Source organism: Nocardia gipuzkoensis, from assembly GCF_021183645.1.
GTDB lineage: Bacteria > Actinomycetota > Actinomycetes > Mycobacteriales > Mycobacteriaceae > Nocardia > Nocardia abscessus.
In genome coordinates this window covers 6,585,945-6,612,129 of record NZ_CP089225.1, presented here as the reverse complement: position 1 = coordinate 6,612,129, position 26,185 = coordinate 6,585,945, and the positions used below count along the sequence as shown (strand labels likewise).

The 26,185-nt window shown below is 69.1% G+C and carries 26 protein-coding genes; 9 read left to right on the top strand and 17 right to left on the bottom strand.

Features of this window, described 5'->3' with window-relative positions; genetic code table 11:
* From nuoL to nuoN, 3 genes are read left to right on the top strand one after another with little or no spacing between them, the layout of a single operon-like run.
* Complete coding sequence (gene nuoL / locus LTT66_RS30200) at window positions 1–1,887, top strand: NADH-quinone oxidoreductase subunit L (RefSeq protein ID WP_233061954.1); 1,887 nt, start codon at window positions 1–3, stop codon at window positions 1,885–1,887.
* Window positions 1,884–3,509 (top strand): NADH-quinone oxidoreductase subunit M, encoded by a 1,626-nt coding sequence (locus LTT66_RS30195; RefSeq protein ID WP_233061953.1) that lies wholly within the window; start codon window positions 1,884–1,886, stop codon window positions 3,507–3,509. Before nuoL ends, LTT66_RS30195 begins: the two co-directional genes overlap by 4 nt.
* Window positions 3,506–5,131: an NADH-quinone oxidoreductase subunit NuoN gene (nuoN, locus tag LTT66_RS30190; RefSeq protein WP_233061952.1), complete on the top strand. Its 1,626-nt coding sequence runs from the start codon at window positions 3,506–3,508 to the stop codon at window positions 5,129–5,131. The genes LTT66_RS30195 and nuoN overlap by 4 nt, the downstream gene beginning before the upstream one ends.
* A gap of 162 nt (window positions 5,132–5,293) precedes the next feature.
* Here the strand turns inward: nuoN and LTT66_RS30185 are convergent, their stop codons facing one another.
* From LTT66_RS30185 to LTT66_RS30170, 4 genes are read right to left on the bottom strand one after another with little or no spacing between them, the layout of a single operon-like run.
* On the bottom strand, window positions 5,294–5,467 hold the full coding sequence (locus tag LTT66_RS30185) for a sigma factor (RefSeq protein ID WP_233061951.1): 174 nt from the start codon (window positions 5,465–5,467) through the stop codon (window positions 5,294–5,296).
* A gap of 42 nt (window positions 5,468–5,509) precedes the next feature.
* The gene (locus LTT66_RS30180; RefSeq protein WP_181723136.1) at window positions 5,510–6,346 is read right to left on the bottom strand and encodes a helix-turn-helix domain-containing protein; all 837 of its coding nucleotides are present in this window, start codon (window positions 6,344–6,346) and stop codon (window positions 5,510–5,512) included.
* On the bottom strand, window positions 6,297–6,890 hold the full coding sequence (locus LTT66_RS30175; RefSeq protein WP_233061950.1) for a DUF6879 family protein: 594 nt from the start codon (window positions 6,888–6,890) through the stop codon (window positions 6,297–6,299). The genes LTT66_RS30180 and LTT66_RS30175 overlap by 50 nt, the downstream gene beginning before the upstream one ends.
* Complete coding sequence (locus LTT66_RS30170; RefSeq protein WP_043725354.1) at window positions 6,890–7,174, bottom strand: hypothetical protein; 285 nt, start codon at window positions 7,172–7,174, stop codon at window positions 6,890–6,892. Before LTT66_RS30170 ends, LTT66_RS30175 begins: the two co-directional genes overlap by 1 nt.
* Before the next feature lie 201 nt (window positions 7,175–7,375).
* On the opposite strand from LTT66_RS30170, the gene LTT66_RS30165 reads away from it, so the two are divergent.
* Window positions 7,376–7,618 carry a MarR family transcriptional regulator gene (locus LTT66_RS30165; protein WP_157230012.1) on the top strand — a complete coding sequence of 81 codons (243 nt, stop codon included), beginning with the start codon at window positions 7,376–7,378 and terminating at the stop codon, window positions 7,616–7,618.
* A gap of 44 nt (window positions 7,619–7,662) precedes the next feature.
* Here LTT66_RS30165 and LTT66_RS30160 read toward each other — a convergent pair whose 3' ends face one another.
* The gene (locus LTT66_RS30160) at window positions 7,663–8,493 is read right to left on the bottom strand and encodes an alpha/beta fold hydrolase (RefSeq protein WP_233061949.1); all 831 of its coding nucleotides are present in this window, start codon (window positions 8,491–8,493) and stop codon (window positions 7,663–7,665) included.
* 145 nt (window positions 8,494–8,638) lie between these two features.
* On the opposite strand from LTT66_RS30160, the gene LTT66_RS30155 reads away from it, so the two are divergent.
* Together LTT66_RS30155 and LTT66_RS30150 are read left to right on the top strand one after the other, a co-directional pair.
* Complete coding sequence (locus LTT66_RS30155; RefSeq protein ID WP_332909647.1) at window positions 8,639–9,226, top strand: TetR/AcrR family transcriptional regulator; 588 nt, start codon at window positions 8,639–8,641, stop codon at window positions 9,224–9,226.
* Entirely contained in the window at window positions 9,223–10,059 is an 837-nt protein-coding gene (locus LTT66_RS30150) for an alpha/beta fold hydrolase (protein ID WP_233061948.1), read from the top strand. The genes LTT66_RS30155 and LTT66_RS30150 overlap by 4 nt, the downstream gene beginning before the upstream one ends.
* 182 nt (window positions 10,060–10,241) lie before the next feature.
* Here LTT66_RS30150 and LTT66_RS30145 read toward each other — a convergent pair whose 3' ends face one another.
* From LTT66_RS30145 to LTT66_RS30130, 4 genes are all read right to left on the bottom strand, one after another.
* Window positions 10,242–11,672 carry a S8 family peptidase gene (locus LTT66_RS30145; RefSeq protein WP_233061947.1) on the bottom strand — a complete coding sequence of 477 codons (1,431 nt, stop codon included), beginning with the start codon at window positions 11,670–11,672 and terminating at the stop codon, window positions 10,242–10,244.
* Between the two features lie 54 nt (window positions 11,673–11,726).
* Window positions 11,727–12,323: an HdeD family acid-resistance protein gene (locus LTT66_RS30140; RefSeq protein WP_233061946.1), complete on the bottom strand. Its 597-nt coding sequence runs from the start codon at window positions 12,321–12,323 to the stop codon at window positions 11,727–11,729.
* A gap of 104 nt (window positions 12,324–12,427) precedes the next feature.
* Complete coding sequence (locus LTT66_RS30135; RefSeq protein ID WP_233061945.1) at window positions 12,428–13,063, bottom strand: maltokinase N-terminal cap-like domain-containing protein; 636 nt, start codon at window positions 13,061–13,063, stop codon at window positions 12,428–12,430.
* A gap of 63 nt (window positions 13,064–13,126) precedes the next feature.
* Complete coding sequence (locus tag LTT66_RS30130; protein ID WP_233061944.1) at window positions 13,127–14,080, bottom strand: coiled-coil domain-containing protein; 954 nt, start codon at window positions 14,078–14,080, stop codon at window positions 13,127–13,129.
* Window positions 14,081–15,240: 1,160 nt separating this feature from the next.
* Here LTT66_RS30130 and LTT66_RS30125 point away from each other — a divergent pair.
* Entirely contained in the window at window positions 15,241–16,446 is a 1,206-nt protein-coding gene (locus LTT66_RS30125) for a site-specific integrase (RefSeq protein ID WP_233061943.1), read from the top strand.
* Window positions 16,447–16,554: 108 nt separating this feature from the next.
* On the opposite strand, the gene LTT66_RS30120 is transcribed toward LTT66_RS30125, so the two are convergent.
* Genes LTT66_RS30120 through atpE form a run of 3 tightly spaced genes read right to left on the bottom strand, consistent with a single transcriptional unit; the run spans window position 16,555 to window position 17,750 of the window.
* Window positions 16,555–17,094: a F0F1 ATP synthase subunit B family protein gene (locus tag LTT66_RS30120; RefSeq protein WP_233061942.1), complete on the bottom strand. Its 540-nt coding sequence runs from the start codon at window positions 17,092–17,094 to the stop codon at window positions 16,555–16,557.
* The gene (locus LTT66_RS30115; RefSeq protein WP_233061941.1) at window positions 17,081–17,545 is read right to left on the bottom strand and encodes a F0F1 ATP synthase subunit B family protein; all 465 of its coding nucleotides are present in this window, start codon (window positions 17,543–17,545) and stop codon (window positions 17,081–17,083) included. Before LTT66_RS30115 ends, LTT66_RS30120 begins: the two co-directional genes overlap by 14 nt.
* A 4-nt stretch (window positions 17,546–17,549) precedes the next feature.
* Window positions 17,550–17,750 carry an ATP synthase F0 subunit C gene (gene atpE / locus LTT66_RS30110; protein WP_233061940.1) on the bottom strand — a complete coding sequence of 67 codons (201 nt, stop codon included), beginning with the start codon at window positions 17,748–17,750 and terminating at the stop codon, window positions 17,550–17,552.
* Window positions 17,751–17,861: 111 nt separating this feature from the next.
* Between atpE and ligD the strand changes: the two genes are divergently transcribed.
* Complete coding sequence (gene ligD, locus LTT66_RS30105) at window positions 17,862–18,809, top strand: non-homologous end-joining DNA ligase (RefSeq protein WP_233069447.1); 948 nt, start codon at window positions 17,862–17,864, stop codon at window positions 18,807–18,809.
* Between the two features lie 157 nt (window positions 18,810–18,966).
* Complete coding sequence (locus tag LTT66_RS30100; protein ID WP_233061939.1) at window positions 18,967–19,584, top strand: DoxX family protein; 618 nt, start codon at window positions 18,967–18,969, stop codon at window positions 19,582–19,584.
* 112 nt (window positions 19,585–19,696) lie between these two features.
* On the opposite strand, the gene LTT66_RS30095 is transcribed toward LTT66_RS30100, so the two are convergent.
* The 5 genes from LTT66_RS30095 to LTT66_RS30075 all read right to left on the bottom strand — a co-directional run bounded on the left by LTT66_RS30095 (window position 19,697) and on the right by LTT66_RS30075 (window position 25,990).
* On the bottom strand, window positions 19,697–20,299 hold the full coding sequence (locus LTT66_RS30095) for a histidine phosphatase family protein (protein WP_233061938.1): 603 nt from the start codon (window positions 20,297–20,299) through the stop codon (window positions 19,697–19,699).
* 121 nt (window positions 20,300–20,420) lie between these two features.
* A complete protein-coding gene (gene purN / locus LTT66_RS30090; protein WP_233061937.1) occupies window positions 20,421–21,032 on the bottom strand; it encodes a phosphoribosylglycinamide formyltransferase in 612 nt (203 codons plus the stop codon).
* Window positions 21,033–21,154: 122 nt separating this feature from the next.
* Entirely contained in the window at window positions 21,155–22,837 is a 1,683-nt protein-coding gene (locus LTT66_RS30085) for a tetratricopeptide repeat protein (RefSeq protein WP_233061936.1), read from the bottom strand.
* 49 nt (window positions 22,838–22,886) lie between these two features.
* Window positions 22,887–24,701 carry an ABC transporter permease family protein gene (locus tag LTT66_RS30080; protein ID WP_233061935.1) on the bottom strand — a complete coding sequence of 605 codons (1,815 nt, stop codon included), beginning with the start codon at window positions 24,699–24,701 and terminating at the stop codon, window positions 22,887–22,889.
* Window positions 24,698–25,990, bottom strand: a complete 1,293-nt coding sequence (locus LTT66_RS30075; protein ID WP_233061934.1) for an ABC transporter substrate-binding protein — start codon at window positions 25,988–25,990, stop codon at window positions 24,698–24,700. The genes LTT66_RS30080 and LTT66_RS30075 overlap by 4 nt, the downstream gene beginning before the upstream one ends.
* Window positions 25,991–26,185 lie beyond the last annotated feature (195 nt).

The following is a 26,185-nucleotide window of genomic DNA, read 5'->3' as shown; positions in this document are numbered from 1 at the left end:
GTGGACACCGCAACGCTCTGGCTGCTGCCCGCCCTCCCCCTGGCGGGTGCGATCGTCCTGCTGCTGACCGGACGCTACGCCGACAAGTGGGGTCATCTGCTCGGCACCGCGACGGCGCTGACCTCGTTCGGGATCGCCGTGCTCGCTTTCACCGACATGCTCGGCCGCGACACCGCCGACCGCGCGGTACACGTGGACCTGTTCAGCTGGGTTCCGGTGGCCGGCCTCCAGGCCGACTTCGCGCTGCAACTCGACCAGCTCTCGATGTGCTTCGCACTGCTGATCACCGGCGTCGGCTCGCTGATCCACGTCTACTCGATCGGCTACATGAGCCACGACCCGGCGCGGCGGCGGTTCTTCGCCTACCTCAACCTGTTCCTCGCGGCCATGCTGCTGCTGGTCCTGGCGAACAACTACCTCGTGCTCTACCTCGGCTGGGAGGGCGTCGGCCTGGCCTCCTACCTGCTGATCGGGTTCTGGCACGAAAAGCCCTCCGCGGCAACGGCCGCCAAGAAGGCGTTCGTGGTGAACCGGGTCGGCGACATGGGCCTGGCGATCGCGATGATGGTCATGTTCGCGACGTTCGGATCGGTCGACTTCGCGGTCGTCTTCGGCGGTGCGCCCGCCGCCGGCGAGGGCACGCTCACCGCGATCGGCCTGTTGCTGCTGCTGGCCGCGTGCGGCAAGTCCGCCCAGGTGCCGCTGCAATCCTGGCTCGGTGACGCCATGGAGGGCCCCACCCCGGTGTCGGCGCTCATCCACGCCGCCACCATGGTCACCGCCGGTGTGTACCTGATCGCGCGCTCCAACGCGATCTTCGACCTCGCCCCGGACGCCCGGCTCGGGGTGGTGCTGGTCGGCGCGGTCACCCTGTTGTTCGGCGCAATCATCGGCTGCGCCAAGGACGACATCAAGAAGGCACTGGCCGCCTCCACCATGAGCCAGATCGGCTACATGGTGCTGGCCGCCGGACTCGGCCCCGCCGGATACGCCTTCGCCATCATGCATCTGCTCACCCACGGGTTCTTCAAGGCCGGACTGTTCCTCGGCGCCGGTTCGGTGATGCACGCGATGAACGACGAAACCGACATGCGCCGCTACGGCGGCCTGCGCACCCTGCTGCCGATCACCTACGTCACCTTCGGCCTCGGCTACCTCGCCATCATCGGGGTCCCGCCGTTCGCCGGGTTCTTCTCCAAGGACCGGATCATCGAGGCGGCGTTCAACCAAGGCGGCGTCGGCGGGATCGCGCTGGGTCTGGTCGCGCTGCTCGGCGCGGGTCTCACCGCGTTCTACATGACGCGCGTCATGCTGATGACGTTCTTCGGCGAGCGCCGCTGGGAACCGGACACCCACCCGCACGAGTCCCCCGCGGTGATGACCGGTCCCATGATCCTGCTCGCCCTCGGCTCGGTCGGCGCGGGCGCGGTGTTCGTCTTCGGCTCCTCGCTGCAGAACTGGCTCGAACCGGTCGTCGGCGCCCACCACGGCACCGAAACCGTGCCCGCGGCGCTGGTCACGATACTCGCGCTCGGCGTGGTCGCCGTCGGTGTCGCGGTGGCCTACTCGCAGTACGCGCAGCGCGACATCCCCGAGACCGCCCCCGAAGCCGTCTCCGGGCTGACCGTCGCGGCACGCCACGACCTCTACGGCGACACGGTCAACGAAGCCGCGTTCATGCGGCCCGGACAGCACCTGACCCGGGCGCTGGTCTTCCTCGACAACCGTGGCATCGACGGCGTCGTCAACGGCACCGCGGCGCTGATCGGCGGGTTGTCCGCGCGCGCCCGGCGAGTGCAATCCGGGTTCGTGCGGTCCTATGCCCTGTCCATGTTCACCGGCGCGGCCCTGGTGGCCGCTGCCCTGCTGGCGGTGAGGTTGTGGTGAGCGAGTTCCCCTGGTTGACGACGCTGTGGCTGGTTCCGGTCGCCGGTGCCGCGATCGTGCTCGTACTGCCCGCCGCGCGACGCACCCTCGCACGCGCCGTGGCACTGGGCATCTCGGTGCTGGTGCTGGGTCTCGGCATCGGGCTCGCCGTGCGGTTCGACACCGCAGGTGACCGATACCAGTTCGTCGAATCCCATCAGTGGATTCCGACGTTCGGCGCCGGATACACCCTCGGGCTGGACGGCATCGCGCTGGTGCTGGTGCTGCTGACCGCGGGCCTGGTTCCCCTGCTGATCCTGGCGGGCTGGCACGACGAACGTGAAGTCGGCGGTGGAAAGCGGGTGGCGCACACCTACGTCGCGCTCATCCTGCTCGTCGAGGCGATGGTGCTGATCTCCTTCCTCGCCCTGGACATCCTGCTGTTCTACGTGTTCTTCGAGGCGATGCTCATCCCGATGTACTTCCTCATCGGCGGATTCGGGCCACGCACCGGGGACGCGCTGCAGCGCAGGCAGCGCTCGCGCGCGGCGGTGAAGTTCCTGCTGTACAACCTGTTCGGCGGGCTGATCATGCTGGCCGCGGTCATCGGGTTGTATGTGCTCACCGCCCGGGAAGGACTGGGCGAGGGTTCCTCGGGCACCTTCGATCTCCGCACCGTGGTCGCGGCGGCCAACGCCGGAGAGCTCGGCGCCGGACCCGCGGTGCTCAATGCTCTGTTCCTCGGGTTCATGTTCGCCTTCGCGGTCAAAGCGCCGCTGTGGCCATTGCACACCTGGCTGCCGGATGCCGCTGTCGCGGCCACTCCCTCCAGCGCGGTGCTGATGATGGCGGTGGTCGACAAGGTGGGCACCTTCGGCATGCTGCGTTACTGCCTGCCGCTGTTCCCCGACGCGTCCGACACCTATGCGCCGTTGGTGATCACGCTCGCGGTGATCGGCATCGTGTACGGCGCCCTGCTGGCCATCGGGCAGACCGACGTGATGCGCCTGATCGCCTACACCTCGATCTCCCACTTCGGGTTCATCATCCTCGGCGTCTTCGCCATGACCAGCCAGGGCCAGACCGGCGCGACGCTGTACATGGTCAATCACGGCATTTCGACCGCCGCGCTGTTCCTGGTGGCCGGATTTCTGGTGTCGCGAAGGGGAACCCGGCTCATCGCCGCGTACGGCGGCGTTCAGAAGGTGGCCCCGGTGCTCGCGGGCACGTTCTTCATCGCCGGTCTGGCGACGCTGTCGCTGCCCGGCCTCGCCCCGTTCGTGAGCGAATTCCTCGTGCTGATCGGGACATTCGCCCGCTACCAGTTCGCCGCCGTGGTCGCCGCCGTCGCGCTGGTGCTCGCCGCACTGTACGTGCTGTGGCTCTACCAGCGGATGATGACCGGGCCGGTGAAGGAAGGCAACGAGCGGATCTACGACTTGGCGCCGCGCGAACTCGCCGTGGTGGTCCCGCTGATCGCCGCGCTGCTGTTCCTCGGCATCTACCCGAAAGTCCTCACCGACTTCATCAATCCCGCGGTGAGCCAAACGCTCACCACCATCGGCCGGACCGATCCCGCACCCTCGGCACCCCCACGGCCCGAAGCGGGACCGGCCCAGCATCCCGGAGGTGCCCACAAGTGAACGTCCTCGCCTCCACCACGACGCTCGCCGCGAGCATTCCCGCGCCGAGCATCGAATACGGCGCCCTGTCCCCCATGCTCATCGTGTTCGGCGTCGCCGTGTTCGGCGTCCTCGCCGAAGCGTTCGTCGCCCGGCACTACCGCTACGCCACTCATCTGGTGCTGAGCCTTGCCGGGTTGGCCGCCGCGCTGGCCGCCGTCGTGGCGCTCGCGGGCACCGAAAGCACCGCTGTCGCGGGCGCCGTGGCCATCGACGGCGTCACATTGTTCCTGCAGGGCACGATCCTGGTCGTGTCGATCCTCGGTGTGCTGTTCATCGCCGAGCGTGGCGCCGAACCACGTCAGCAGGCTCGATCCGGCCCGGGAACGTGGAGCCGGGCCGCCGCCACCCTCGAACGCGGTGTGGACGCGTTCACACCGCAGGCTTCGGCGGTGCCCGGAAGCGCGGCCGAAGCAGCGGCGCTGCGCGCGGGTATCGCGACCACCGAGGTGTTTCCCCTGACGCTGCTCGCCGTCGGCGGCCTGTTGCTGTTCCCGGCGTCCAACGACCTGCTGACCATGTTCGTCGCCCTCGAAGTACTGTCGCTGCCGCTGTATCTGCTGTGCGGGCTGGCCCGGCGCAAGCGGTTGCTGTCGCAGGAGGCAGCGCTGAAGTACTTCCTGCTCGGCGCGTTCTCCTCGGCGTTCTTCCTCTACGGCGTCGCGCTGCTGTACGGCCAGGCGGGCACGGTGCGGCTCGGCGGCATCGCGGACGCGATCGCACAGCATCCGGACAACGCGACGCTGGCGGTGCTCGGCGTCGCGATGCTCGCGGTCGGTCTGCTGTTCAAGATCGGTGCGGTGCCGTTCCAGTCCTGGGTGCCGGATGTGTACCAGGGCGCCCCCACCGCGATCACCGGCTTCATGGCAGCGGCCACCAAGATCGCCGCGATCGGTGCGCTGGTGCGCGTGCTGCAGGTCGCCGTGCCGGGTCTGCGCGACGACTGGCGACCGATCCTCGCGGCCGTCGCGATCGCGACCATGGCCGTCGGCGCGGTCATGGCGATCACCCAGACCGACGTCAAACGGATGCTCGCGTATTCCTCGGTGGCCCATGCCGGTTTCCTGCTGATCGGCCCGGTGGCCGCCAACGACCGCGGCGTCGCGGCGGTGCTGTTCTATCTGCCGGCCTACGGCATCGGCACGCTCGGCGCGTTCGCCGTGGTCAGCCTGGTCCGCGAAGCGGACGGGGACGAGGCCACCGGCCTGGCGCGGTGGGCCGGCCTCGGCCGCCGTTCTCCATGGCTGGCAACGGTTTTCGCGCTGTTCCTGCTTTCCTTCGCCGGGTTGCCGCTCACCAGCGGCTTCGTCAGCAAGTTCACCGTGTTCGAGGCCGCCGCCTCGGGTGGCGCGACACCGCTGGTCATCATCGGCGTGATCTGCAGTGCCGTCGCGGCGTTCTTCTACCTGCGGGTCATCGTGCTGATGTTCTTCACCGACCCGCCCGCTGACGCTCCGGTGCTGGTCAGCCCGCCGCTGACCACGACGATCGTGGCGATCACCGCCGCGGTCACCATCGTGCTCGGCGTCTATCCGCAGCCACTGCTGGATCTGGCCGACCACGCGGCGACATTCGTGCGCTGACCGAGCCGCAGGTGCTCTGGTGCCGCCGCCGCGCGACAGCGGGGCGGCACCGCTGTCTCCCCGGCGTGCCGGGCCAGGGAAGTTCCGTGCCTACCGAGCCACCGGTCCACGCCGTGCGGACCGGCGGTTCGGCACGCGGCCGCGTGCGACCGCGGCGCCGCGTCACGACCCAGCGGAGTGGTTCTCCGCTTCGGCGGGCGTCGCATCCCACCGCAGAAACGCCTCCTGCACCGCGTCCTCGGCGTCACCGGCCGAGCCCAGCAGCCGGTAGGCGATCGCCTCCGCGCGAGCTCGGAAGCCCTCGAACAGATCGCCCTCGCGCGTACTGAGCGACATCAGCCAATGGGGGGCCATGTCCGCAGGCCGCGTCCAAACGCCCTAGCCGCCGCGCCGGCGTTCCAGCGCGTTCGCGATCAGCAATCGGGCACGGTCGCCGTACTCGGCCTGGTCGGCGAGGATCGCGAAGGTCTTCTCGTGCAGTGCGATCTCCGACGGCCGGGTGATGGTCAGCTCGGCCGAGACCGTTTCGGTCAGCACCTGCGCGCGGTCGTAGATGACGAAGTTCGTCGCGGGGGCGCGGTAGTCGGCGCAGATCGGGATGAGGCCCAGCCGGACCCTCGGGTTGGCCATCACCGCGAGCAGGTAGGCGAGTTGCTCGGCCATGGTGGCGGCGTCGCCGACCGTGCGCCACAGCGCGGTCTCGTTGACCACGAAGTGGAATCGGTGTTTCACCCGGAAGAGCACCTGCTTGCGGGCCATGCGCGCGGCCACCGCGTCCTCCAGGTCGTCGCGTCCGCCGGTGACGGCGATGCAGGCGGTCAGGATCGCGCGTGCGTAACCCTCGGTTTGCAGCAGTCCCGGCAGCGTGTCGGGAGCGTACCAGCGGATCTGTGTGGTCTGCGCCTCCAGGTCGATCGATTGCCGTTGCCTGTGCGCGTGTCCGGAGGCGACGCTGCGTTGCCATTCCAGATACATCGACTGCAGATTGCGCGCGTTGGCGACCAAGTCGTCCAGCACGGCGGTATTGCCGCAGGCCTCGCACCACGCGGCGAGGTCGGCTTCCGAAGGCGTCTGCTTGCCGCCCTCGATCCGGGAGACCTTGCTCGAATGCCAGCCGCACCTCGCGGCCAGTTCCAGGCCGGTCAGGTGGGCGGCGCGACGCAGTTCACGCAGGCGCGCACCCAGCACCTCGCGTGCGTCCGACACTCCGTTCATCGGGTACGTGCTCGCTCTCGCAATATCGCTGATGATCAATGCCCTTGGGCCACAGCCGTTCCCGCACCTGCAGGCAGCGGGCGACCAGCGCCGGGTCAGTAGTGATCGACAGACCCACGAACGCCCCGCTCTCGGCGAAGGTGTTGAACGCGATCGTGTTCGTGTCGAAAAGCCAGTAGTCGTCGTGCGGCAGGTCCGCCGGCTCGACCAGATGCCGCGGCAGCCAGCGCACTATTTCGCCGGTGGCGATGTTGTCGTCGGTCGCCGACAACAGCCACCGGGTGTAGTCGGAGTGCGGGACCGTCACGACCCTTAGTCGTTCGAGCACCACCCCGCGACCGGCGGACTCGACCATCAGAGCATCCCAGGCTTTCCATGACTCGGGCTGTTCCTCTCGTTCGTACGCTACTCCGGCGCCGAAGCGGCGCAGCGCTTCCTGCTCGTCCTCCAGCACGTAGTTGTCTCGAACCTCCAGATGGAAGGCGCGCCATCGAGCCGCCCGGAACAGCGGCTCGAAACAGCGGTCGCCTACCACGTGCAGCATCAGCGCACCACCACGGCGGTTTCGTGACAGTCGAGAGTCAACTGGGCGAGCAGTTCGGGATCGGTGACCGGCTCACCGGCCACCAGCACCGCTCCACACGTCCCGCTCGCCTCGACCCGTAGCCGCATCCCTGGTTCCAGCCAGTCCAACAACTGGTGTGGCACGAGAACCGTCCCGGTCCGGTCGGTGGCATCGCCCTGCACCACGAGCACGCCCGTGTCGGTGGCGTACACGGCGGGACAAGCTCCATGGTCGGATCCGGATCCGAGAAGTCGCAGGTTCATAGCTGATCCTTTGCGAGAGCTAGCGGACGATGTCGTGCAATCGTCCCCACCGCAGGCGTTGCCGGTCAACGTGGTTCGCAAAGTCGCGCAAAATCGTGGCGGGCGCATACGTGCGCCTTCTACCGTCGATTCGGCAACTCGGGGCCATCGCGGCGATGTCGTTCCCCCGGTTGTCCTTCTCCCCGAAGGAAAGGCTCCGACATGATGAGACGACCCAGGACTGCCGCCGATTTCGCGGTGCTGGGTGTGCTGGCGCCGGGCGGATTGCTCACCGTCGAGCAACTGGCTCAGCAGGCGCGACTGACCGCATGGTCGGTGCGCAGCGCGTTGCTGCGTCTACAGTCGCGCGGTTTGATCATGGATTGCCGGCACCGGGGCCGCTGGGCCATCACGCCGAGGGGCCGGGGCGAGTGGGCCGCGAAGGGACGCCGATTCACTTTGTGAGCTGAATCGGCGCCATGGTCACGGTGATTCGGCGCCTTCCGGTGTCATGACGTGCTCGAGATCTCGCGCAGCCGGACGGCGAAGGTGGCCGGATCGTCGGCGAACCCGGTGTGTCCGCCGGGAAACATCGTGGGCGCCACGTCGAGCGCCGCGGCCAGCGCGCGCGAGGTGCGATCACAGAACTGCCCGGCCGAATCCGCGCCGATGCCCACCACCAGACGGACAGGCACAGCCTGCAGGGTGAGGAGGTCGGGCTCCCAGGTGGTGGTGCCACGGATCTCGTGGGCGAACCAATAGCGCTCGCTTGCCATCTGCTGCGGGTCGCGCTGCGGGCCGAACATATGCGCGAGCACCTCCTCCGGCATAGGAATGTTCGCCGACGCGAAGAATTTGCGCCACGCGCCGAGCACGTCGCCTGCGGCATAGGCCGCGATGATGTCCTCGGTCGCGGCGCGGTGCGCGTCCCGGTCGGCGAGCAGCGCGTTGATCGGGGGTTCGTGCGCGATCACGGTGGTGGCCAGATCCGGACGCGCCTGCGCCAGCGCGAGTGCGGTCACCGCGCCACCGCTGGAACCGAAGACCGTAGCGGGCCCGGCGTGCACCTGCGTGATCAACCGGGCGAGGTCCTCGGCGCGCAGTTCCGGAGTCGAGTCCCGGGTGGGATCGTCGAGTGTGCTGCTGCGGTGTCCGCGCGGGTCGGTGGTGAGCACGGTGTGGTCGGCGGCGAGCAGTTCGGCCGCGGGGGCGAACGCGGCGGCGTCCATCGGCGCGCCGACCAGCACCAGCAGCGGACCCGTGCCGCGCAGCTCGTAGTACAGGTGCGCGCCTGGGACGTCGAGCGTTGCGGCGGTGACCGCCGGCGGTATCCGGGTCATGAATTCTCCTCGTGCGATCGGTTTTCCCGTCCGCGAATGCAGACGGTGCGCACGAGCGCGATTCATCGCCGGGCCTCGCCGCGATTGCTAAACCTATGTTGCCTAGGTTATAAACTAATCATCCTAGTTTTCTGGAGGTGGGCACATGATGGCGCGAGCAGGGCTCACCGCGGAGCGGGTCACGCGGGCCGCGGCCGATCTCGCCGACGAGATCGGGCTGGACAACCTCACCATGTCGGCGGTGGCCAAGAAGTTCGGCGTTCAGGACGCGAGCCTGTATTCGCACGTCAAGAATCTCCGCGAGCTGCGCGCCCGAGTGGCCGTGCTGGCGGCCACGGAGAAGACCGAGCTGATCGCCGCCGCGATCGCCGGTCGCGCCGGTCGCGACGCGCTCGTCGCCTACGCCCATGCCTGGCGGGACTTCGCACTGCGTTTCCCCGGCCGCTACGCCGCGACCCAGCTCCCGTTCGACCCCGAGGTGGCGCGCACCGCGACCGGCGCGTTGCGCGCCGTCGAGCTGACCTACGGGATGCTGCGCGCCTACGGATTGGCCGAACCCGACCGAACCGACGCGGTCCGCCTGCTGCGCAGCACCTTCCACGGATACAGCGTGCTCGAGGCGACCGGCGGTTTCGGGCATGCGCGCCCCACCGCCGAGTCCTGGGAACGCATCATCGAGGCCCTGCACATCACGCTCGAGCAGTGGCCGTCCGACGACAAGGAGAAATCATGAGATCCGAGACGGTGAAAGTCCCCGGGGCCACGCTGTACTACGAGGTCAGCGGTGCCGGGCCGGTGCTGCTGTTGCTGCCCGGCAGCGGAGGCGACGCGGCGGTTTTCGATCCCGTCATCGAGCCGCTCGCCGAGCATTTCACCGTGGTGGCCGTGGATCCGCGCGGCTACTCCCGCAGTGTGCTCGACCCCGGACCACCGGCCGACATCGAGGTCGAAGTGCAGAGCGAGGACGCCCACCTGCTGCTGGAACACCTCACGCCCGAGGGCGAAGAGGCGTATGTATTCGGCGGCAGCGGCGGTGCGGTGGTCGCGCTGGACCTGCTCGCCCGGCGTCCGCGGCGGTTGCGGCTGGTGATCGCGCACGAACCGCCGTCGTTCGGCGTGCTGCCCGACGCCGCCGAGCACAAGGCGTTCGTCGAGGAGGTGTGCGCACTGTTCGCCACCGAGGGTCTGGCCGCCGCGGGCGCGCGCTTCCTCGAGGGCATCGGTGGTGGCGTCGACATGCCGGATCCGGCCGGCCTGTCGCCGCGCGCCGCCGCGATGATCGAACGGCTGCACGCCAACGCCCCGCGCAGCATGGCGCACGAACTGCGTCCGATCACCTCCTATCTGCCGAACGTGGCGGCTTTGGCGCCGGTCACCGACCGTCTGGTGCTGGGCGCGGGCCGCGACAGCAAGGGCAAACTTCCCCACCGTCCCGCGGAGGCACTCGCCGCGCAACTGAACATCCCGCTGACCGAGTTCCCCGGCGGGCACAGCGGATTCACCGACGCGCCCGCCGAATTCGCCCAGCAGCTGCTGGAACTGCTGCTGGCCGCACGCGTGGGCTGACCGTCGCTCGGCAACGGGCGCGAAAGTTCCCTTGCCAGTGTGCGAAGCCGAAAGCCGCTGCGAACGCCGCTCGAGCACGCCGATTCCACTATGCACAACTATGCCTCGGGCTGATTGACTTGTGCGAAATCGGAACCGCGGATGGCCGAACAAACGCCGTGCTGTTCCGCGAGAGTTTCGGCTTACCGGGGCAGGATCATCGACTTCAGATCCGGGAGGTTGCCGATGCGCTGGGTGGCGGGCCGTTCCGGCGCATCGGTTTGCGGCGAGCCGGTTTCGCGGAGCCTGGCGCGCACCTCGGCGGGTTTCTTGCGCCCGGCCGCGGCCGCGCTCATTCCTTGGTAACTGGTGACAGCGCCGGCCACGATCGGGGATGCGCTGGAGGTTCCGCTGAACACGTCGGTGTACCAGAGGTCCTCGTCCGGACCGCCCTGCAGGTCGCCGTACCCGGTGGTGGTGACTTCCAGGCCCCATCCCTGCACGTCGACTCGCTCACCGTAGTTGGAGAATTCCAATCGGGAGCGAGCCGGGCCGTGGTCTCGGCCGTGGAATCCGGGCGGGGGTGCGCCGGCTCCGACGATGATCGCTCCGGAGTCGGCCTCGCCGCCGCGGAACGGATTGCGCCAGGTGCTGGGGAACTCCGCGGGCCGGGTGTCATAGAGCGCGGCGTCGAGGTCCTCGCCGCCGTTTCCGCCGGCCTCCACCACGATGACGCCTTTAGCGACCGCGTACCGGATCGCCGCCGCATCGTCGGGCCACCATTCGATCGCGATGTAGCCGCGTTGATCCACCCGGTTGGCATAGGAGAAACGCGGTCCGGGACGGTGCACTTCGAGCAGTATCACATCGCCGGGCTTCAGCACGTCCGCGGCCGAGCGGATGGCGGCCGCCGACCCGGATCCGAAGATCGACACCGCGCGAATGTATGCCTCCGGCACGATGCCGGTGATGCCGTAGGCGTTCACGTCGCCGCTGATCGCACCGGCGACGGCGGTGCCGTGGTCGCGCCAGCCCAGCTGTGGCGCGGGGCTGCCGCCGATCACGCCGCCCTGGTCGACCCGCAAGTCCTCGTGGGTGAACCGCCACGCGCCCTCGATGTCCACCACGCGCACGCCGGACCCGCGGCCACCCTTCACCGTCCAGGCCCAGCGGGCGTCGATTCCCTGCGGGGCGGGGTCCAGGTAGCCCTGCCGTTCGCCGAAATCCGGCGTCACCGGGGGCGCTTCGTCGGTCGAGCGATCGGTGACAGCCACCGCGGCGTCCGGCGCGATCGGCGGTTCGGCGGGTGGCTTCACATACGCCGCCGCCACCTCGTCGGCGGCCCGCAACCGCGTGGCCAGCTCATCGAGCTCGCCGGCGACGCCCTGGACGGAGAAGTAATTGAGGTACTCCGCACCGGCATCCTCGTGCGCAGTGCCTGCGAGCCTGCGCTCCAAGCGGTTGGCCGGTCCGAAGACGCGCACCAGTTCGCCTCCGGCGGGGAGCAATTCACCCAGATGAGCCTGCACGCTGCGGCTTTCGCGCAGCGCGATGGGCGTGATCGCGGTGTCGGCGCCATGGGTGACCACGATCAGCTCCGCGGGCGACCGGAGCTCTGAATGCTGGGATGCCATGGCATCCAGTCAACCTGGGTTGCGGATGGCCCGCCACCGGATGCGCTGTGCGGCTCAGCCGTGCAGATGCACCGTCGGCGCGACGCCAGGCGCCGCGACCGGGTCACGCCGGGTGCCCGCGGCGAAGAACGCTTCGGTGGCACCGAGTGCGAGCAGGCAGGTACCGGCCACCCAGCCGAGTGCGTCCAGGGACTCGAACGGCAGCGCACCGACCAGCACGCCGAACGTCAGTGTGGCCAGGCCGAACAGCTCCTGCCGCCCGCGGCCGGGCAGGTCGTCGACCCACACCGCCACGGTGGCATGACAGATCCCGCGGATCGCCCACGCCAACCCGATCCAGAACGACAGCAACAGCGTCGAATTCCCGCCCGCGAAGCACAACATCGCCAGCAAGGCCGACAGGACGCCACTCACGACCACCAGCACTCGCAGCGGTGTGGCGAAACGAGCGCCGACCGCGACGACCAGCTGAACAGTTCCGTTGAGCAGCAGATAGCCGCCGGACAGCAGTTCGGCCGTCAGCAACGACTTGTGCGGCCACACCGCCAGGGCCACACCCATGATCATCGAACAGGCACCGGCCACCAGTACCGCCTGCCGGGCTTCGCCGGCCAGTGGTTGCGTACGCCCTTCGACTCCGGTTTCGGGCATAGCTACATGATATGACCGAGACCGGGGTTAGCGCTCTATTTGCCCCGCCCGGGCGCCTATTCGTCGCAAGCGGATCGAGTCAGAAGCGAATCGGCTTTCCCGAATCACGCCGCCATCCAGAGGAATAGGCCGCGTGCGGTGGTCGCCTCGTCGACACGCCACGGGGCACTGACCTTGCCGGCGGTCGCCACTTCGTCCGGCGCGGCAGTGGGTTCCAACAGTCGGCCGACCCGAACGATCCGCTCGCCTACCGGGATGTCGGTGTAGGACGATCCGTCGTGCGGAACTCCGAATCCATGTGTGAGAGACAGCGTCTCTGTGATCTGCACCGACACCGACAAGTCGGGGGTGTCGCTTTCGCTTTGGGCCTGAGGCAACGCATTCCCGGTGAGCAGCGCGACGATCCGCGACACCGCGACCGGATCACGGGTGGCGTCGTACACCCAGCGGGTGCCGAGGACGCCGTGCTCAGAGGTTCCCACGAGTCCTTCCTCCGCGCCCGGCAGGGGCGAGCCGCGGTAGGTCAGCGGGACGTGATAGGTCTGCGACTGCTCGCCGGAGTGATCAGTGAGCACCATGAATTCGATCCCGACTTCCCCGTCCGGGTCATCGAGCCGGAAACCGCCGGCTTTCCGCAGATCCGGATCTTGTCCACCGCGGTACCAGGTGCGGCCGGGCAACCAAGCGGCCAGCAGCTGCAGTTTGGTCGGGACCATGGTGGTTCGATAGATGACAGACATGCCCGCGTCCTCCTCCAAGTCGCCCACGGCGGTACCGGGAGTCTAGATCGGGCATTTCGTTCGTCAGCCGTCGTGGCGAGCATCCGGTCCGGTAGCGGCCGATTTGCGGCGCGTCTCGGCGAGCAGTTCGTCGAGTTGGGCTTCGGCACGTTCGGCGCGAGCGAGGGTCTGGGCGCGGGCCTCGTCGAGCGCTTGGAGACGCTCGGCTGCTTCGGCGCGTGCCTTCTCGACGGCGGCGGCGGCCTCGGCTCGGGCGGCGGCGAGCTCGGCCGCTGCGGCGCGACGGGTTTCGGTGAGTTCGGCTCGGGCGGCGTCGAGTTCGGCGCGGACCCGGCGCCATTCGGCGCGCGCCTCCTCGGCGGCTTCGGCGCGCTCGGCGGCGGCTCGTTCGGCGCGCTCGGTCGCCCGTTCGGCGTCGGCCGCGCGCTGCGCGGCGAGATCGCGTTCGGAGTGGGCGGCCGCGACCCGCGCCGCCGCTTCCTGCTGGGCGTGCGCGATCTCGGATTCGGCGCGGCGCTCGGCGCGCTGGACTTGTTCCGCGGCGTGCTGTTCGATGCGTTCGATCTGCTCGGCGGCCTCGCGGCGCACGGCGCGGACCTCGGCTTCGGCGTCGCTGCGAGCGGCGAACACCTCGTCGGCGGCCTGTTTGGTGACGCGTTCGACCTCACGCAGCGCGTCGTCGCGCGCCGAGTTCGCCTCGGCGATCAGCGCTTCCGCCCGCTCGGCGGCGCCTGCCGCGTCCTCGGCGGCGGATTCGGCCAGTTGCCTGGCCTCCTGCGCCTCCCGCCGCGCCTGCTCGGCCGCCACGGTGGCGCCTTCCGCCTCGGCGATCCGCCGTGCCGCCTCGACCTGAACTGCCTGCACCTGGGCCTCGGCGACCGACGGGTCGGCGAGTGTGGACAACTCCGCGACCGCGGCATGCAGCGTGGTGTTCAGCTGTTCAGCGAGCCCGCGGAACTGGGTGAGCAACTCATCGGCGCGCAAGCGGGCAACGGTCACCGGGCCCGGTTGCGTCACAGTGACGGTAGTGGTCGCCTCTTCCGCTTCCTGTTGTTGCCGTTGCCGTTCCCGCCATGCACGCCAGCGCGTGTGATCGGCGCGGTCGCAGTACTCCGAGGGACGGCCGGGCCCAGCTCCTCGCGTGATGGGACGGGAACAGCCCGGATAGTTGCACACGTTCGACACCACGGAATCGTAGCGTTTGTTTCGTTATCTACGACGAATTACCACGAAACGAAAGGCATGAAGGGACTCGCCCGGACTGGATCGTCGCGTACGCCCTGACACCCGATAAGTGAACCTTATCGGGGGCTAGAGATTCCACCGGAGGGTCGACATCCACGGAAATATTTCGTTACGTAGCGTTGTGAACTACGAAACGTAATTGCAACGGAATCATCCGAAAACTGGGCACCCCTGATCGGAGACCTGTCAGGTCGGCATCTGATCTGTCGGAGTCTCCTGCGGTCTGACGGAAACGCTCGTCGTCCATGCCGCCTTGGTCCCCGCGCACGGCCAGGGCCGCGGGTTGCCGTGGGCGATCGTGTCTGTTCGATACTGTCGGTGATGGGTGTTGTGGTCGGAAAGCGGGAGTGTTCGTCGAGCCGGCCATCTTCTTGGGCGGTTACGCACTCTTCACTCGCGGGGGGCGGTGACTACTGCGACAGGTCTTTTGGGCATTTCTTGAACGACGGCCCGCCCGGCGCCGGTAAGGCATTACGCGATACGGAATTCAGAGCTGCTCAAGTCTTTCGGGTCTCCAGCGCCGGAGTCATGCTGGCCGCCGGAGTTCTCCTGCCGGCGTGTTTTTGGACGTATCGCCATCGGATCGGCCGGACCTGGCGTGCCGTGAGCAGCATGGGGATTCTCGTGATGATGGCCGGATATTGGCTGGTCATCGCCCTATCAGGGGGTGAAGGTCAGGGCTGCTAGGCCACCGGCCGACGTCGACGCCAACCCTTTGCGCGACACGGGGGAAGCCCTTCCGTCAACGTCACTGTGACGCTTGCTGATTGCGTGGGTCGAAGACGAATGGCGCGGCGTCCGGTGACGACCGTCGGCTTCCGCCGCGCATCGCCCCTTCTGATCGCGGGCGCGCGCCCACGGTGCCGTAGGCTGAATTCTCGCGCCGAGTGATCTGGCGCGGACAGTCAGTCGCCGAGGTGAACGCGGGAGCCATGGACGATCGATCCAGCGTGGTGGTGGTCCCGGAGTCGGTGCGCACCGAGTTGCGTCGCGGGGTGCGCAGCGTGCTGGTCGATGCCGCGGCCTTGCGGCTGGTGCGGGACCGTTTCGACGACGACCAAGCCGGTTCGCTGCGCCGGTATCTCGAAGCGTCCCAATCGGCGAACACGCTGCGCGCCTACCGGTCCGACTGGGTGGCCTGGTCGGCGTGGTGCGGCACCGAAGGCAGGCAAGCGCTGCCCGCCGATGCGCTCGATGTCGCGGTCTACCTCGCCGCGGCCGCCGACGCCCGCCGCGACACCGGCGGATGGGCGTTCAGCCCAGCGACATTGGAGCGCAAGTCGGCCGCCATCGCGGCGGTGCACGCGGCGAACGGCCTGCCGTCACCGACGCGGTCGGACGTGGTGCGCCTGACCTTGCGCGGTATCCGCCGCACCCGGCGCAGCCAGCCCAAACGCAAACGCCCCGTCCTACTGCACACCCTCGATCAGCTCTTGAGCGGGCTTCCCGAACCGGGCTGGCCCACCGAACCCGCTCGCCGTAGGGACGCGCTCGTGCTGCTCATCGGTTTCGCCGGTGCGTTGCGCCGCAGCGAACTGGCCGGATTGCGGGTCGGCGATGTCGAAGTCGGCCTCGACCACACCACCGGAGAACCGATCCTGTTGATCCGGCTGCCCGCGACGAAAACCGACCCGACCGGTGCCGCGGAACAGCGGGTGGCTCTGCCGCGCGGCCGCCGACCCGCCACCTGCCCCGTCTGCGCTTTCGCCGACTGGCTGCGGATGCGCGAAATCCACGCCGCGACCGGCACTTCCGGATTGCGAGCCTGGCTGACCGACGCGCAGCCGACGGCACCCGAGATCCACCGCTGCCACGGCTTCACCGGTACCACGCTCACCGACGCGGACCTGCCCCTGTGCCCCACCATCAACCGCCACGGCGTGATCGGCGACCACGCCATGTCGGGGCGCGCGGTCGCCGAGCTGGTCAAGCGCTATGCCGCCCGGGCCGGGCTCGACCCCGCCCTGTTCTCCGGTCATTCGCTGCGCGCCGGGTTCGCCACGCAGGCTGCCCTCGGCGGCGCCAGCGACCGCGAGATCATGCGCCAAGGCCGCTGGTCCAACCCGCGCACCGTCCACGGCTACATTCGCACCGCCAACCCGCTGGAAGACAACGCGGTCACCAAACTCGGCCTGTAGGCGATACGAGCGTGCGGCCACCACCCACACTCCCCGGTTTCCCGGCACCCCTCCTTCGGTGACGAAGAGAGTGGCCTCGGGTTGCGCGGAAGAGCAACGAGATCGCGGCTAGCCGCGCAGTTCATCGGCGAGTTCCGCCTGAACCGCCAGATCATCCAGGAATCGATCGATGCTGTCGGATCTGGCTCGGGGCAGTTGGAGGCGCTCGCGCACCACGGACTCGGCACGGTCGAGCACCGCGACGGTGAGGGCGTGCCCGAGTTGCTCGCGCAACTGCCTGCGCACCTGTTCGACGCGGTCCATGCCGTGTCGGCGCACCCGCTCGATCTCCGCGGCAGTCGCTCCCCGCAGTTCCGCGATGATCCGCTCCGCGTCGGCGCTCGCTTGCTCATGAATTTCGGCCAGCTCGGCGCGGGCTGTCACGGCCGTCTCGGCGAAAGCCTGCTCGGCCGCGGCCAATCGAGCTGTGGCCTGCGAACTCTCCTCGAGCTGTCGCTGAATCGTCTGCTGCGCGCGCAGCATCATCGCCCGCACCTGCGGAACAACCCATCTGACCAGTGCGCCCACGATGACGGCGAAGCCGAACAGCTGACTGAGGAATACCGGCCAGTTCCAGGTGATGTCGTAGATGCCGTCACGTTCGTTCACCGTCTCCTCCGATCACTCGCTCGGCCAGTTCCCCGGCAAGCGGGTCGATGTGTTCGCGCAGCCCCGCCGCCACCGCGTCGGCCTGGGCTCGCAGCTGGATCGTGGCCGCTGCCACCATCTCGTCGGACTGTTCCTGCACCTGCTCGCGGGTCGAGATCAGGGTCGCCCGGCCGTCGAACCGGGCTTGGGCACGCAGCCGCGCCGCCTCGCCGCGTGCCTGTGCCACCGAGGACCGATACCGGTGCTCGGCCGCCCCGAAGAGCTCACGTGCCCGCTGCTCATCGGTGGCGGTCTTGGTCACGCGGGCTTCCCGTTCGGCGAGCACGTCGCGGATCGGCGGCACGACGAACAGCCAGATCACGGCGAGCACGAGCAGAAATATCGCCAGTTCGGCGAAGAAGGTGCCGTTGGGGATCAGGAAATTCTGCTCGGCCCGGTTGTCGGTGGCCATGGCGCTATTTTCCTGGCGCCGCGAACGCGAACAGGGCCATGAACGTCAGGTTGATGAAGTAGACGGCGTCGACCAGGCTGACCGCCATCAGGTAGTTGCCGCGCAGCCTGCCTTCGGCCTCCGGTTGCCGGGAAATGCCGTTGATCAGCGCCGAGCCCGCCATCCCGTTGCCGTAGCCCGCGCCGATCGCGCCGCCGACCATCATCAGTCCGCCCGCCAGCAGGGCCGCCGCCTGGACGATCGTCCTTGTTCACGACTCCTCACCCGCATCGATTGCTGAAGATATGCTGAGGCGGTGCTGTCAGTGCCGGCGCCGATGCTGGCCGTCTCCGGACGGCCACCGCAGGAGCGCGGACGGTGGGCGTTCGAGATGAAGTGGGACGGCATCCGAGCCATCGCGCGGTGCCGAGACGAGGACTGCCGGTTCTACAGTCGCAACAATCGAGATCTCAGTGGCTCGTTTCCCGAGCTCACGGCCGTGCTGCAAGATCTCGGTGAGCACGGTGGAATACTTCTCGACGGGGAGATCGTCGCGCCCGATCCCGCGACGGGGGTACCGTCGTTCGGTCGCTTACAGCGGCGTATGCATGTGGTCTCGCCCAGCGCGGAGTTGCTGCGCGGATTCCCGGCGCAGTATCTCGCCTTCGATTTGCTGGCTGTGCGCGGTAACTCCATCATGGAGCTGCCCTATACCGAGCGCCGCGAGCGCTTGGCGGCACTCGCGCTCGACCGGCCGCTTGCCCGCACTCCGCCGTACTACTCGGATGTCGATCCCGGCACCCTGACGGACGTCGCCCGCGAGCACGATCTGGAGGGAATCGTCGCCAAGCGCCTCGATTCGGCCTACTACCCCGGCCGCCGCTCCCCGTTGTGGATCAAAACACCGCTGCGCAAGACGACGGAGGTCGTCGTCGCGGGTTGGCTGCCCGGCTCGGGTCGTTTCTCCGCGACGTTCGGCTCGCTCGCGCTCGGCGCTTACGACGACCACGACCGGCTGGTGCACGTGGGTAATGTCGGTACCGGCTGGACCATGCGCGACCGGCGCTCCCTGCAAGCCCGCCTGAACGAGCTGTCGCGTCCGGACACCCCCTTCGACATTCCGCCGCCGCGCGCGGTCGCCGCGGCCGCCCATTGGGTGGAGCCCGTCCTCGTCGCAGACATCGAGTATCGCGAGGCGACCTCCGAGGGGCTGCGCCACCCCAGCTGGCGGGGGTTGCGCCCCGACAAGTCCCCGCACGAAGCGAAATGGGGATTATTCAGTTAGATGCCACATGACGTTCTTGGTGAGTTGGGGCATCGTAGCTGGCCGACGGGGTCGCCTACGGAGACAGCTTCAGTGGCGCATGTCACGTCGTATCGTGTCATATTTCAGTGCTCGGCGGTGTCTCGAGGGCATGACCGAACAAGACGCCCTCCACACTATGAAGACCACAACCGCGACGACGGAGAAGTCGGGCCCCGTCACGCGAAGCGACCGAACCCGGATCCGAGCCCTCGCATACTGGGCCACCACATTTGTCATCGTCTTCGAGCTGGTTTCCGGATCGGTGTGGAACCTGCTGACGATCGAATGGATAGAAATCCAGTTACAACACCTGGGATACCCGCACTTCTTCGCCTATATTCTGGGTGCGTGGCAGGTCGGTGCGGCCGTCGCGATCATTGCGCCCGGATTCGCGCTGATCAAGGAATGGGCGTACACGGGTGCCTTTCTCCTGTGGTCGGGTGCCGTGGTGTCACACCTGGCAGTCGGCGACAGTGTCGAGTCGTGGTCGGTGCCATTGATGTTCGCGATCTGCGCCATCGCGTCGTGGAAGCTCAGGCCCGCTTACCGTCGGCTCCCGCAGATGGGGCTGCGTCCGGCCCGCACCGCTGCCGTCCGACACGACGGCGCCGGTCTGCCGACGACCCGCCCTCGCGACTGGGCCGTTGCCATCGGGATGCTCGTTGTCCTGTATGCCGTTTCCTTCCTCACGCTGCCCACGGTCGAAGACTTCATGCACAACAACGCAGTTGAGCTCGGTTGGACTGCCGAATAGCAATTCGCCGCGAGATACATTGCAGCCCAATTGTGTCCGCCGATTCGAACGCGCAAACCGCGCTGAGGCGGGCCTCGAGCTTCACCGACGCCGCGTTCGATATCGGCGACTTCTACAAGCCACTTCTCGTTCTCGGCGCCGCCGGTGGCAGGCCCGGCCCCCTGGCTCGAACGATTTCGTCTTCGAAGTCCAGCCGGTAGACCGCGGGCATCGGCATCTCCCGGTGGAAGGTCCAGCCCACGTCGTGGCGACCGAAGCCGACCAGCGCGCGGGAGATGAAGGTTCCGTGGCTGCCGATCACGATGGTGTGCCCGCGGTGCCGCTGAGCCAACTTTGTCAGGATCGCCGTGGCGCGGTCGGAGAGCTGTCGCAGACTCTCGCCGCCGGGTCTGGCGGACGAGGGCTCGGCCCAGCTCGCGGAGTAGTGACGGGCGTAGTCGGGTGTCGGACCGATGCCGGAGTCCCATTCCCGCAATGCGTTGTCGGTCTCGACCGGGATGCCGGTGAAACGGGCCAGCGGCGCGACCGTTCGGATGGCGCGCAGGAAGGGACTGGAGTAGATCGCGGCGGGATCCGCGGCGGCCAGCTCGGTGACAAGTCGCTGGGCTTGGTGTTCGCCTTCGTCGGTCAGCGAGCGCTCATAGTCATCGGGGCCGCCTGGGTGGGGGATGAAAGGCTGCGCGTGACGAATCAGAAGGACGGTGGATCGCGTCATCACCGCTGCGCGTTTTCGACGTTCGCCGCCGAGGCGGCGGGCACCTGCCGCTGGGGGACGGTTCGGCAGGCGTGCTGCCTGCTGTCGCGGCGGGCCGAGCGCATGTCGGTGGGGTGATCGTTCACAGGTGGGCTCGGGTGGGCGGGCGCGCGGCCGAGTCGTGGGCGATCTGCCGCACCACGTCGGGAAGCAAGGTGTGCTCGGCTTCGAGGACCCGCGCACCGAGCGTCTCGGCGGTATCGCCCGATCGCACCGGCACTTCGACCTGGGCGATGACCTGTCCGGCGTCGTATTCGCCGGAGACGTGATGGACCGATACGCCGCTGACGAGGTCTCCGGACTCCAGCACGGCTTGGTGCACGTGCCTGCCGTACATGCCGGGGCCGCCGTGGCGGGGCAGCAACGCGGGGTGGACGTTGATGATCCGGGTGGCGAATTCGCTCCTGGTTCGCGGCCCGATCTTCTTCAGGTATCCGGCGGTCACCACCAGGTCGACCGAGTGCTCCACGAGTGCGGCGCGGATGGCTTCGTCCGGGTCGTGATGGGTGCGCCCGGACAGGTGGCGGGCGGGGATCCGGTTGTCCCGGGCGTAGCGCAGCGCGCCGGAGTCGCTGTTGTTGCTGATGACCAGCTCGATGCGGAACTGTGCGTCCGCGACGAGCGAAGCTCGGTGCAGCGCACGCAGATTCGACCCGTTGTGGGAGGCGATCACAGCGACACGAAGCTCCGGCATGATTGGGTAGTCTCGCACACACGCTCGTTCACCGGCGACGGCACACGCGCCGCCGAGGACGGGCCCGACCGAGTGCCGCGCCGACGGCCGGACTCGACGGTCACCGACGCACCACGGCGCGGTCAGCGAGGGGCGTCGTCTTCGACGGCCGCGGGCCATCGGTCGATGTGGGACAGCGGGGCGCGGGACGAGAGCAGGTCGCGGAATCCCCGGTCGGCGCGCAGAGCCGAACGAGCCTGTGCGGTATACCTTTCGGCGTGGCGAGCCGCCGGGTGCCTGCGGCGGGCTTCGGCGAGCCATCCGGTGGCTTGACGCAGGGCCTCGACGCGGGTGAGGGACGGGTCCGGCAGCAGCAGGGTGGCGTGGTCGGGCGCGACGATCACGGCGGAGCCGAGATGTTGCAGGCAGCGGCCGATACCGGGGTCGTCGTCGAGGGCGCGGTACGCGGTGAGGGCGAGCTGCCAGCAGCGCAGGGCGCGGCGGGGTTCGCCGCGGGCCCACCACAGGACGCCCATCGTCTCGTGGGTCTGGGCGCGGCCGTCGGGATCGATGCCGGCGCGGGTGAGGGATTCGGCCAGCTCCAGCCGATCCTGCGCGGCGTCGAGGCGTCCCTGCCGGATGTGCACGACGGCGAGGTTGATCAGCGCGCACACCTCGCCCGCGACATCGTCGCGGGGCAACAGCCACCACGCGGTTTCGAGCCGGTCGGCGACTCCGTCCAGATCCAGCGGCGCGGCGCCCAGTCCGGCCAGCGCGGTGTGGTGTTCCCAGCGGGCGGCCAGGCTCGTGGACAGCCGCCGGGGCCGATAGCCCCGCGGCCGTTCGGCCAGCCGGTCTGCCCGCAGCTTCACCAGATCCCGGTTCAGTTCATCGAGCCCGGGTAGCGAACACAGATCCTCGGGCACACCACGCTCGTTGGCTCGCAATCCGATGCGCGCATACCACACGTCCAGTGCGTCGCCGATGCCGATCAGGTGCGCGAGCGCCGCGGCGGGAAAATCCGCGCCCGGATTCGCGCACGCCGACACCAGAGTGCGCAGATACGGCTCCTCGACCTCGAACCACCGGCGCGCGCCCACGGCGAAGCGCCGCGATTCCAGCGCGATCGCCCACCGTCCTGCTCGGTCCGCGTAGTGGTGCAGCAGCGCGGTGAGCGCCGCACCCCACTGCGGGCCCGCCGTGACCGTCGCGCGATCCGGCAGCCTGGGCACCTGCCGCACACTGAACCGCTGGGCGCCGGCCTGCGCGAGAACACCGCGGCGGCACAGGCCCTGCAGCAGCATCGGCGCGGTGCGGGCCGAGGGTTCCCGCGCCACTGGCAGCCGGCCGGGTGTGTCGCGAATGGCGTTGAGCACGGCCAACAGCGCGACCGTCTCGTAGTCGTGCACCGGCAGGTCGCGCAGTACCGCGGCGATCAGATGCCCGTCGAGGGCGGCGACCCGGCGCGGCCGCGGCACGGCTGCCCGTGGTCTCGGGTCGGCCAGTGCGGGCCCCGGTTCGACCAGACCCGCGATCAGATCCATCTCGCGGGCGGTGCGCAGCTTGGTGCGATATCCGCCGGCGAACCGGGACAGCGCGTACGTCGCCGCCGCGGCGATGAACAGCACCGACAACCATCGCAGCGGGCCGTTGAAGAACTGCACCACGCTGTTCTCGCCGAACGAATTCACCACCAGGGTGCGCACCAATTCGAACAGCACCGTGTAGGCCACCACCGACGCGGTGCCCACAAACCCCAGCCAGACCGTCGATCTCGGCGTGGCGGTCTGCCCGGCCGGCTCGGTGCGTTCGGTCGGCGCGCTCACCGCGGCTCCTTCCTCGCCGCGCCGCGCGACCGCGCCCGCACGGCCCGCCTCATCGCAGCACTCCCCCGGTCAGTCCCGGCACCACCCAGCGCCGCCAGGTCGCCAGCAGCAGCGCCACCGGCAGCACCGCCGAGACCAGCGATCCGGCGGCCACTTGTGCGGCGTTCTCACCGAACTGGCGCGCCTCGCCCCACAGCAGCAGCGACCACGGGCTGGCTCCTGCCCCGCTGACGACGAGCCCGATGAAGAAGTCGTTCCACACCTGGACGAATTCGAGCACCGCCACCGCTCCCAGCGCGGGCCCGGAGGTCGCCAGCAACCGCCGCGCGATGGTGCCGGGACTGGCCAGACCGTGCAGGGCGTCGGCCGCGCCGCTGCCCGGCGGGGCGAGCATCGCGCCGCGCAGCACGAGGATGGCGATCGGCAAACCGGCGGCGGCGTGCACGAGGATCAGCGGAATCCGCGTCCCGGACAGTTCATAGGTATCGACGAGACCATCGATCGGCCCGAGGTAGGTCTGCGCGGGGATCACGGCCAGCACCACCAGCGCCACCACGGCCACTCGCGCGGCGGTGCCGTCGGGGCGCAGCGCGGCCAGCCGGTAGGCCACCGGAGCCGCCGCGGTCACCACGACCACCGTCACGATCCCCGCGACCCACGCGGTGGTCTGCAGCGAACGCCACAGTCCGTCGTCGCCCCACACCAGAGCGACGGCCGCGAATCCGAATCCGTCGTGTCCGCGCACGCCGGTGTAGGCGAGCACGCCGATCGGGAACAGCACCAGCACCGAGACCAGCCCGATGCCCGCCGCCCGCACCGCGCCGATGCGACGCCGCCCCGGCACCGTCATCGCGCGCACCGCCGACCAGCTCGCGCGATGTCTGCGCACGTCCACCTGCAGTAGCCAGGCGACCGCGCCCACGAGCACCGCCAGCGGTAGCGCGTAGGCCGCCGCGGCGCCGGAGCCGGTGTCGGCGGACAGGCGCCACCAGTGCACGGTGGCGCTGTCCACCTGGTACTCCAGTGCACCGGGGACGCCGATCAGCACGACGTCGAAGACTCGCGCGGCCGCGACCCCTACCGCGAGCCCGGCGATCAGCAGCACCGGCCGCAGCAATTCGTACAGCCGCAACACCAGCGGCCGGCCGTCGTCGCGATACAGGTACCCCGCGCGCGCCGGATCGGCTTCTATCGCATGGATTCCGGCTCGGAACAGCGCGGTGAGGAAACCCAGCCAGGTCCACAGGAACGCCGAGCCCAGCATCGCCGCGAGCCACCATCGGTAGATCCCGGCGTCCTCGATGTGCAGCCATCGTGCGCCGGAACCGAAGATCACCCGGAACGCCACGCCGGACACGAACGCCGACACTCCGAAGGGCACGATCAGCGGAAGCCACAGCCAGCGCGCCGCACGCCCCCACCAGGCGATCGCCAACGCCAGCAGCAGGAGCCCGACTGCGAACCCCACCCACACCAGTGTGCGCAGGTAGGCGCCTCTCCCGTCGGGGCTCATCGTGCCGACGAGCAGCCATAGCCCGCCGGCCGTACCACCGATCGCCGTCAGCCAGAGCGGGATTCGGCTCCGTGGCAGCGCGGTCCGTCTGCGCAGCACGACCGGCAGTAGCGCGCTCGCCGCGACGATCGCGCACGCGAGCACCTCCGCCGGGCGGGCCCGGGTGGCGATGACCACGGTCCACGCGGCGGGCAGGACCAGCAGGGCTACCGTCAGGACCGCCGCGGGCAGTCCGGTGAGCCGCCCGAGCCAGCGCCGCGGCCGGCCGCCGGGGACCAGCGGTCCGCGCATGCGGCGGGTGGCCAGCTCGATGCGCAGCCCGTTGACTTCGAAATCCGGCGGCAGCGTCATCGGCGCCGCCGCTCGAAGTCGTCCAGCGCGGCGATAGCGCGGTCGGTGGCCTCGGCCACCGGTGTCGGCGCTCCGTCGCCGATGGCGATCAGGAACTCGGTCAGCGCCCGCCACAATCCGGCCCGTCCGCCCACGGCGCCGATCCGGTCGGACAGGTCGAAGGCGCTGCGGGCGTTCAATTCACGCGCCGAGGACGCCAGCAGCGGCGAGTACTCCGCCTCGGTGCGCAGGTTCGGGGCGAGGAAGCCGCCGTTGCGCTCGATCCAGGGCAGTGGGGCGCGGGCACCGGCCAGTTTCTCGACCAGGTCTTCGGCGCGACGGTTCGCTTCGTGGGTCACGACGAGCACGTCGCCGCCGACGATCTTCGGCCGCCCCGACGCGGGGGTGACCGCGGGGAAGGGCGCCACACCGACGACGTCCCGGACCTGGCGGCCGGACGCGCGTACCCCGCTGCGTACGATCGGTTCCGCGAAATCGGGGGCGACGACGGCCGCGGCGCGGCGATGCTGGAACACATCCCGCACGGCGTCGGAGAACTGCCGCGTCAACGCGACTCCGACGCCTCCGGGGAACGCGTGCCGATGTCCCCACAGAATGCCCAGATGTTTCAGGGCGGCCCGCACCGCCGGGTTGTCCCATTCTCGCCTGTTCTTCGATGCCAATTCGTCGTAGAACCTCGGGGATTCGGCGAGCAGGACGTTTTCGAAGAAGTCGGTCAGCACCCATCCGTCGGCGGCGGCCAAGGCGAGCAGGCGAATCGGGGACTGCGCGAGGACCTCCATCCGGTCCACCCAGTCGGGCAGGGTCCATCCCGTCGGATCGCCCAAACCGTAGGTGGCGAACTGCTGACGATCGAACCACACCAGTGATTTGTCGGCGGCTTTGAACGGCACGCCGAACGCACGGCCCTCGTGGCGCAGCAACAGTTGCCAGTGCTGGGCGTAGCGGGCACCGCGTTCATCGGTCCACACCGTCTCGGGGATCGGCCGCAGTTCGCCGCGCCGGGCCAGCTCCCGCACCCGCCCCGCCTGCGGCAGCAACACCACGTCGGGGGCGGACCGGCCGCCTGCGGTGAAGGCGGTGTCGGTGTTGTCCCCGAGGGGGATCACTTCGACGTCGAAGGCTACCTCCAGTCCCTTCAGTACGGCGTGGAAGGCGGCCAGTTCCGATCCGCTCCAGGACACGCCGACGCGCACCGCCTCCGAGCTGCCCAGCAGCAGGTCCGGCGCGCACGCGGCAGTCAGCGGGAGCACCACTCCCGCTCGCAGCACCGCTCTGCGCGTCCCCATCGTCCCCCGATGCCTTTGCGTGCCAATCGAACTCGATTATGCGTCAAATCCGTCGCGCCGGTGGGCACTCGGCGATCTTCGCGACCGGTTCGCCGCCCGCCGAAATTCCCCGTGCCTCGCGGCTGCCGCGTCTGCTAACGTCGCCGGCGTGAAGCGCGCTGCTGTGACGACGACGCCGGAATCCGTCCCGGTGCG

Bases quoted from the DNA above. Each gene is read 5' to 3' on its own strand.
- LTT66_RS30080 (WP_233061935.1), bottom strand. From the start codon at position 24,701: ATGACGCTGCCGCCGGATTTCGAAGTCAACGGGCTGCGCATCGAGCTG.
- LTT66_RS30145 (WP_233061947.1), bottom strand. From the start codon at position 11,672: ATGGCATCCCAGCATTCAGAGCTCCGGTCGCCCGCGGAGCTGATCGTG.
- purN (WP_233061937.1), bottom strand. From the start codon at position 21,032: ATGCCGGAGCTTCGTGTCGCTGTGATCGCCTCCCACAACGGGTCGAAT.
- LTT66_RS30075 (WP_233061934.1), bottom strand. From the start codon at position 25,990: ATGGGGACGCGCAGAGCGGTGCTGCGAGCGGGAGTGGTGCTCCCGCTG.
- LTT66_RS30180 (WP_181723136.1), bottom strand. From the start codon at position 6,346: ATGAACGGAGTGTCGGACGCACGCGAGGTGCTGGGTGCGCGCCTGCGT.
- LTT66_RS30170 (WP_043725354.1), bottom strand. From the start codon at position 7,174: ATGAACCTGCGACTTCTCGGATCCGGATCCGACCATGGAGCTTGTCCC.
- LTT66_RS30160 (WP_233061949.1), bottom strand. From the start codon at position 8,493: ATGACCCGGATACCGCCGGCGGTCACCGCCGCAACGCTCGACGTCCCA.
- LTT66_RS30125 (WP_233061943.1), top strand. From the start codon at position 15,241: ATGGACGATCGATCCAGCGTGGTGGTGGTCCCGGAGTCGGTGCGCACC.
- LTT66_RS30155 (WP_332909647.1), top strand. From the start codon at position 8,639: ATGATGGCGCGAGCAGGGCTCACCGCGGAGCGGGTCACGCGGGCCGCG.
- LTT66_RS30100 (WP_233061939.1), top strand. From the start codon at position 18,967: ATGAAGACCACAACCGCGACGACGGAGAAGTCGGGCCCCGTCACGCGA.
- LTT66_RS30095 (WP_233061938.1), bottom strand. From the start codon at position 20,299: ATGACGCGATCCACCGTCCTTCTGATTCGTCACGCGCAGCCTTTCATC.
- LTT66_RS30175 (WP_233061950.1), bottom strand. From the start codon at position 6,890: ATGCTGCACGTGGTAGGCGACCGCTGTTTCGAGCCGCTGTTCCGGGCG.
- LTT66_RS30115 (WP_233061941.1), bottom strand. From the start codon at position 17,545: ATGGCCACCGACAACCGGGCCGAGCAGAATTTCCTGATCCCCAACGGC.
- LTT66_RS30140 (WP_233061946.1), bottom strand. From the start codon at position 12,323: ATGCCCGAAACCGGAGTCGAAGGGCGTACGCAACCACTGGCCGGCGAA.
- LTT66_RS30165 (WP_157230012.1), top strand. From the start codon at position 7,376: ATGATGAGACGACCCAGGACTGCCGCCGATTTCGCGGTGCTGGGTGTG.
- ligD (WP_233069447.1), top strand. From the start codon at position 17,862: ATGCTGGCCGTCTCCGGACGGCCACCGCAGGAGCGCGGACGGTGGGCG.
- LTT66_RS30135 (WP_233061945.1), bottom strand. From the start codon at position 13,063: ATGTCTGTCATCTATCGAACCACCATGGTCCCGACCAAACTGCAGCTG.
- atpE (WP_233061940.1), bottom strand. From the start codon at position 17,750: ATGATGGTCGGCGGCGCGATCGGCGCGGGCTACGGCAACGGGATGGCG.
- LTT66_RS30150 (WP_233061948.1), top strand. From the start codon at position 9,223: ATGAGATCCGAGACGGTGAAAGTCCCCGGGGCCACGCTGTACTACGAG.
- LTT66_RS30185 (WP_233061951.1), bottom strand. From the start codon at position 5,467: ATGTCGCTCAGTACGCGCGAGGGCGATCTGTTCGAGGGCTTCCGAGCT.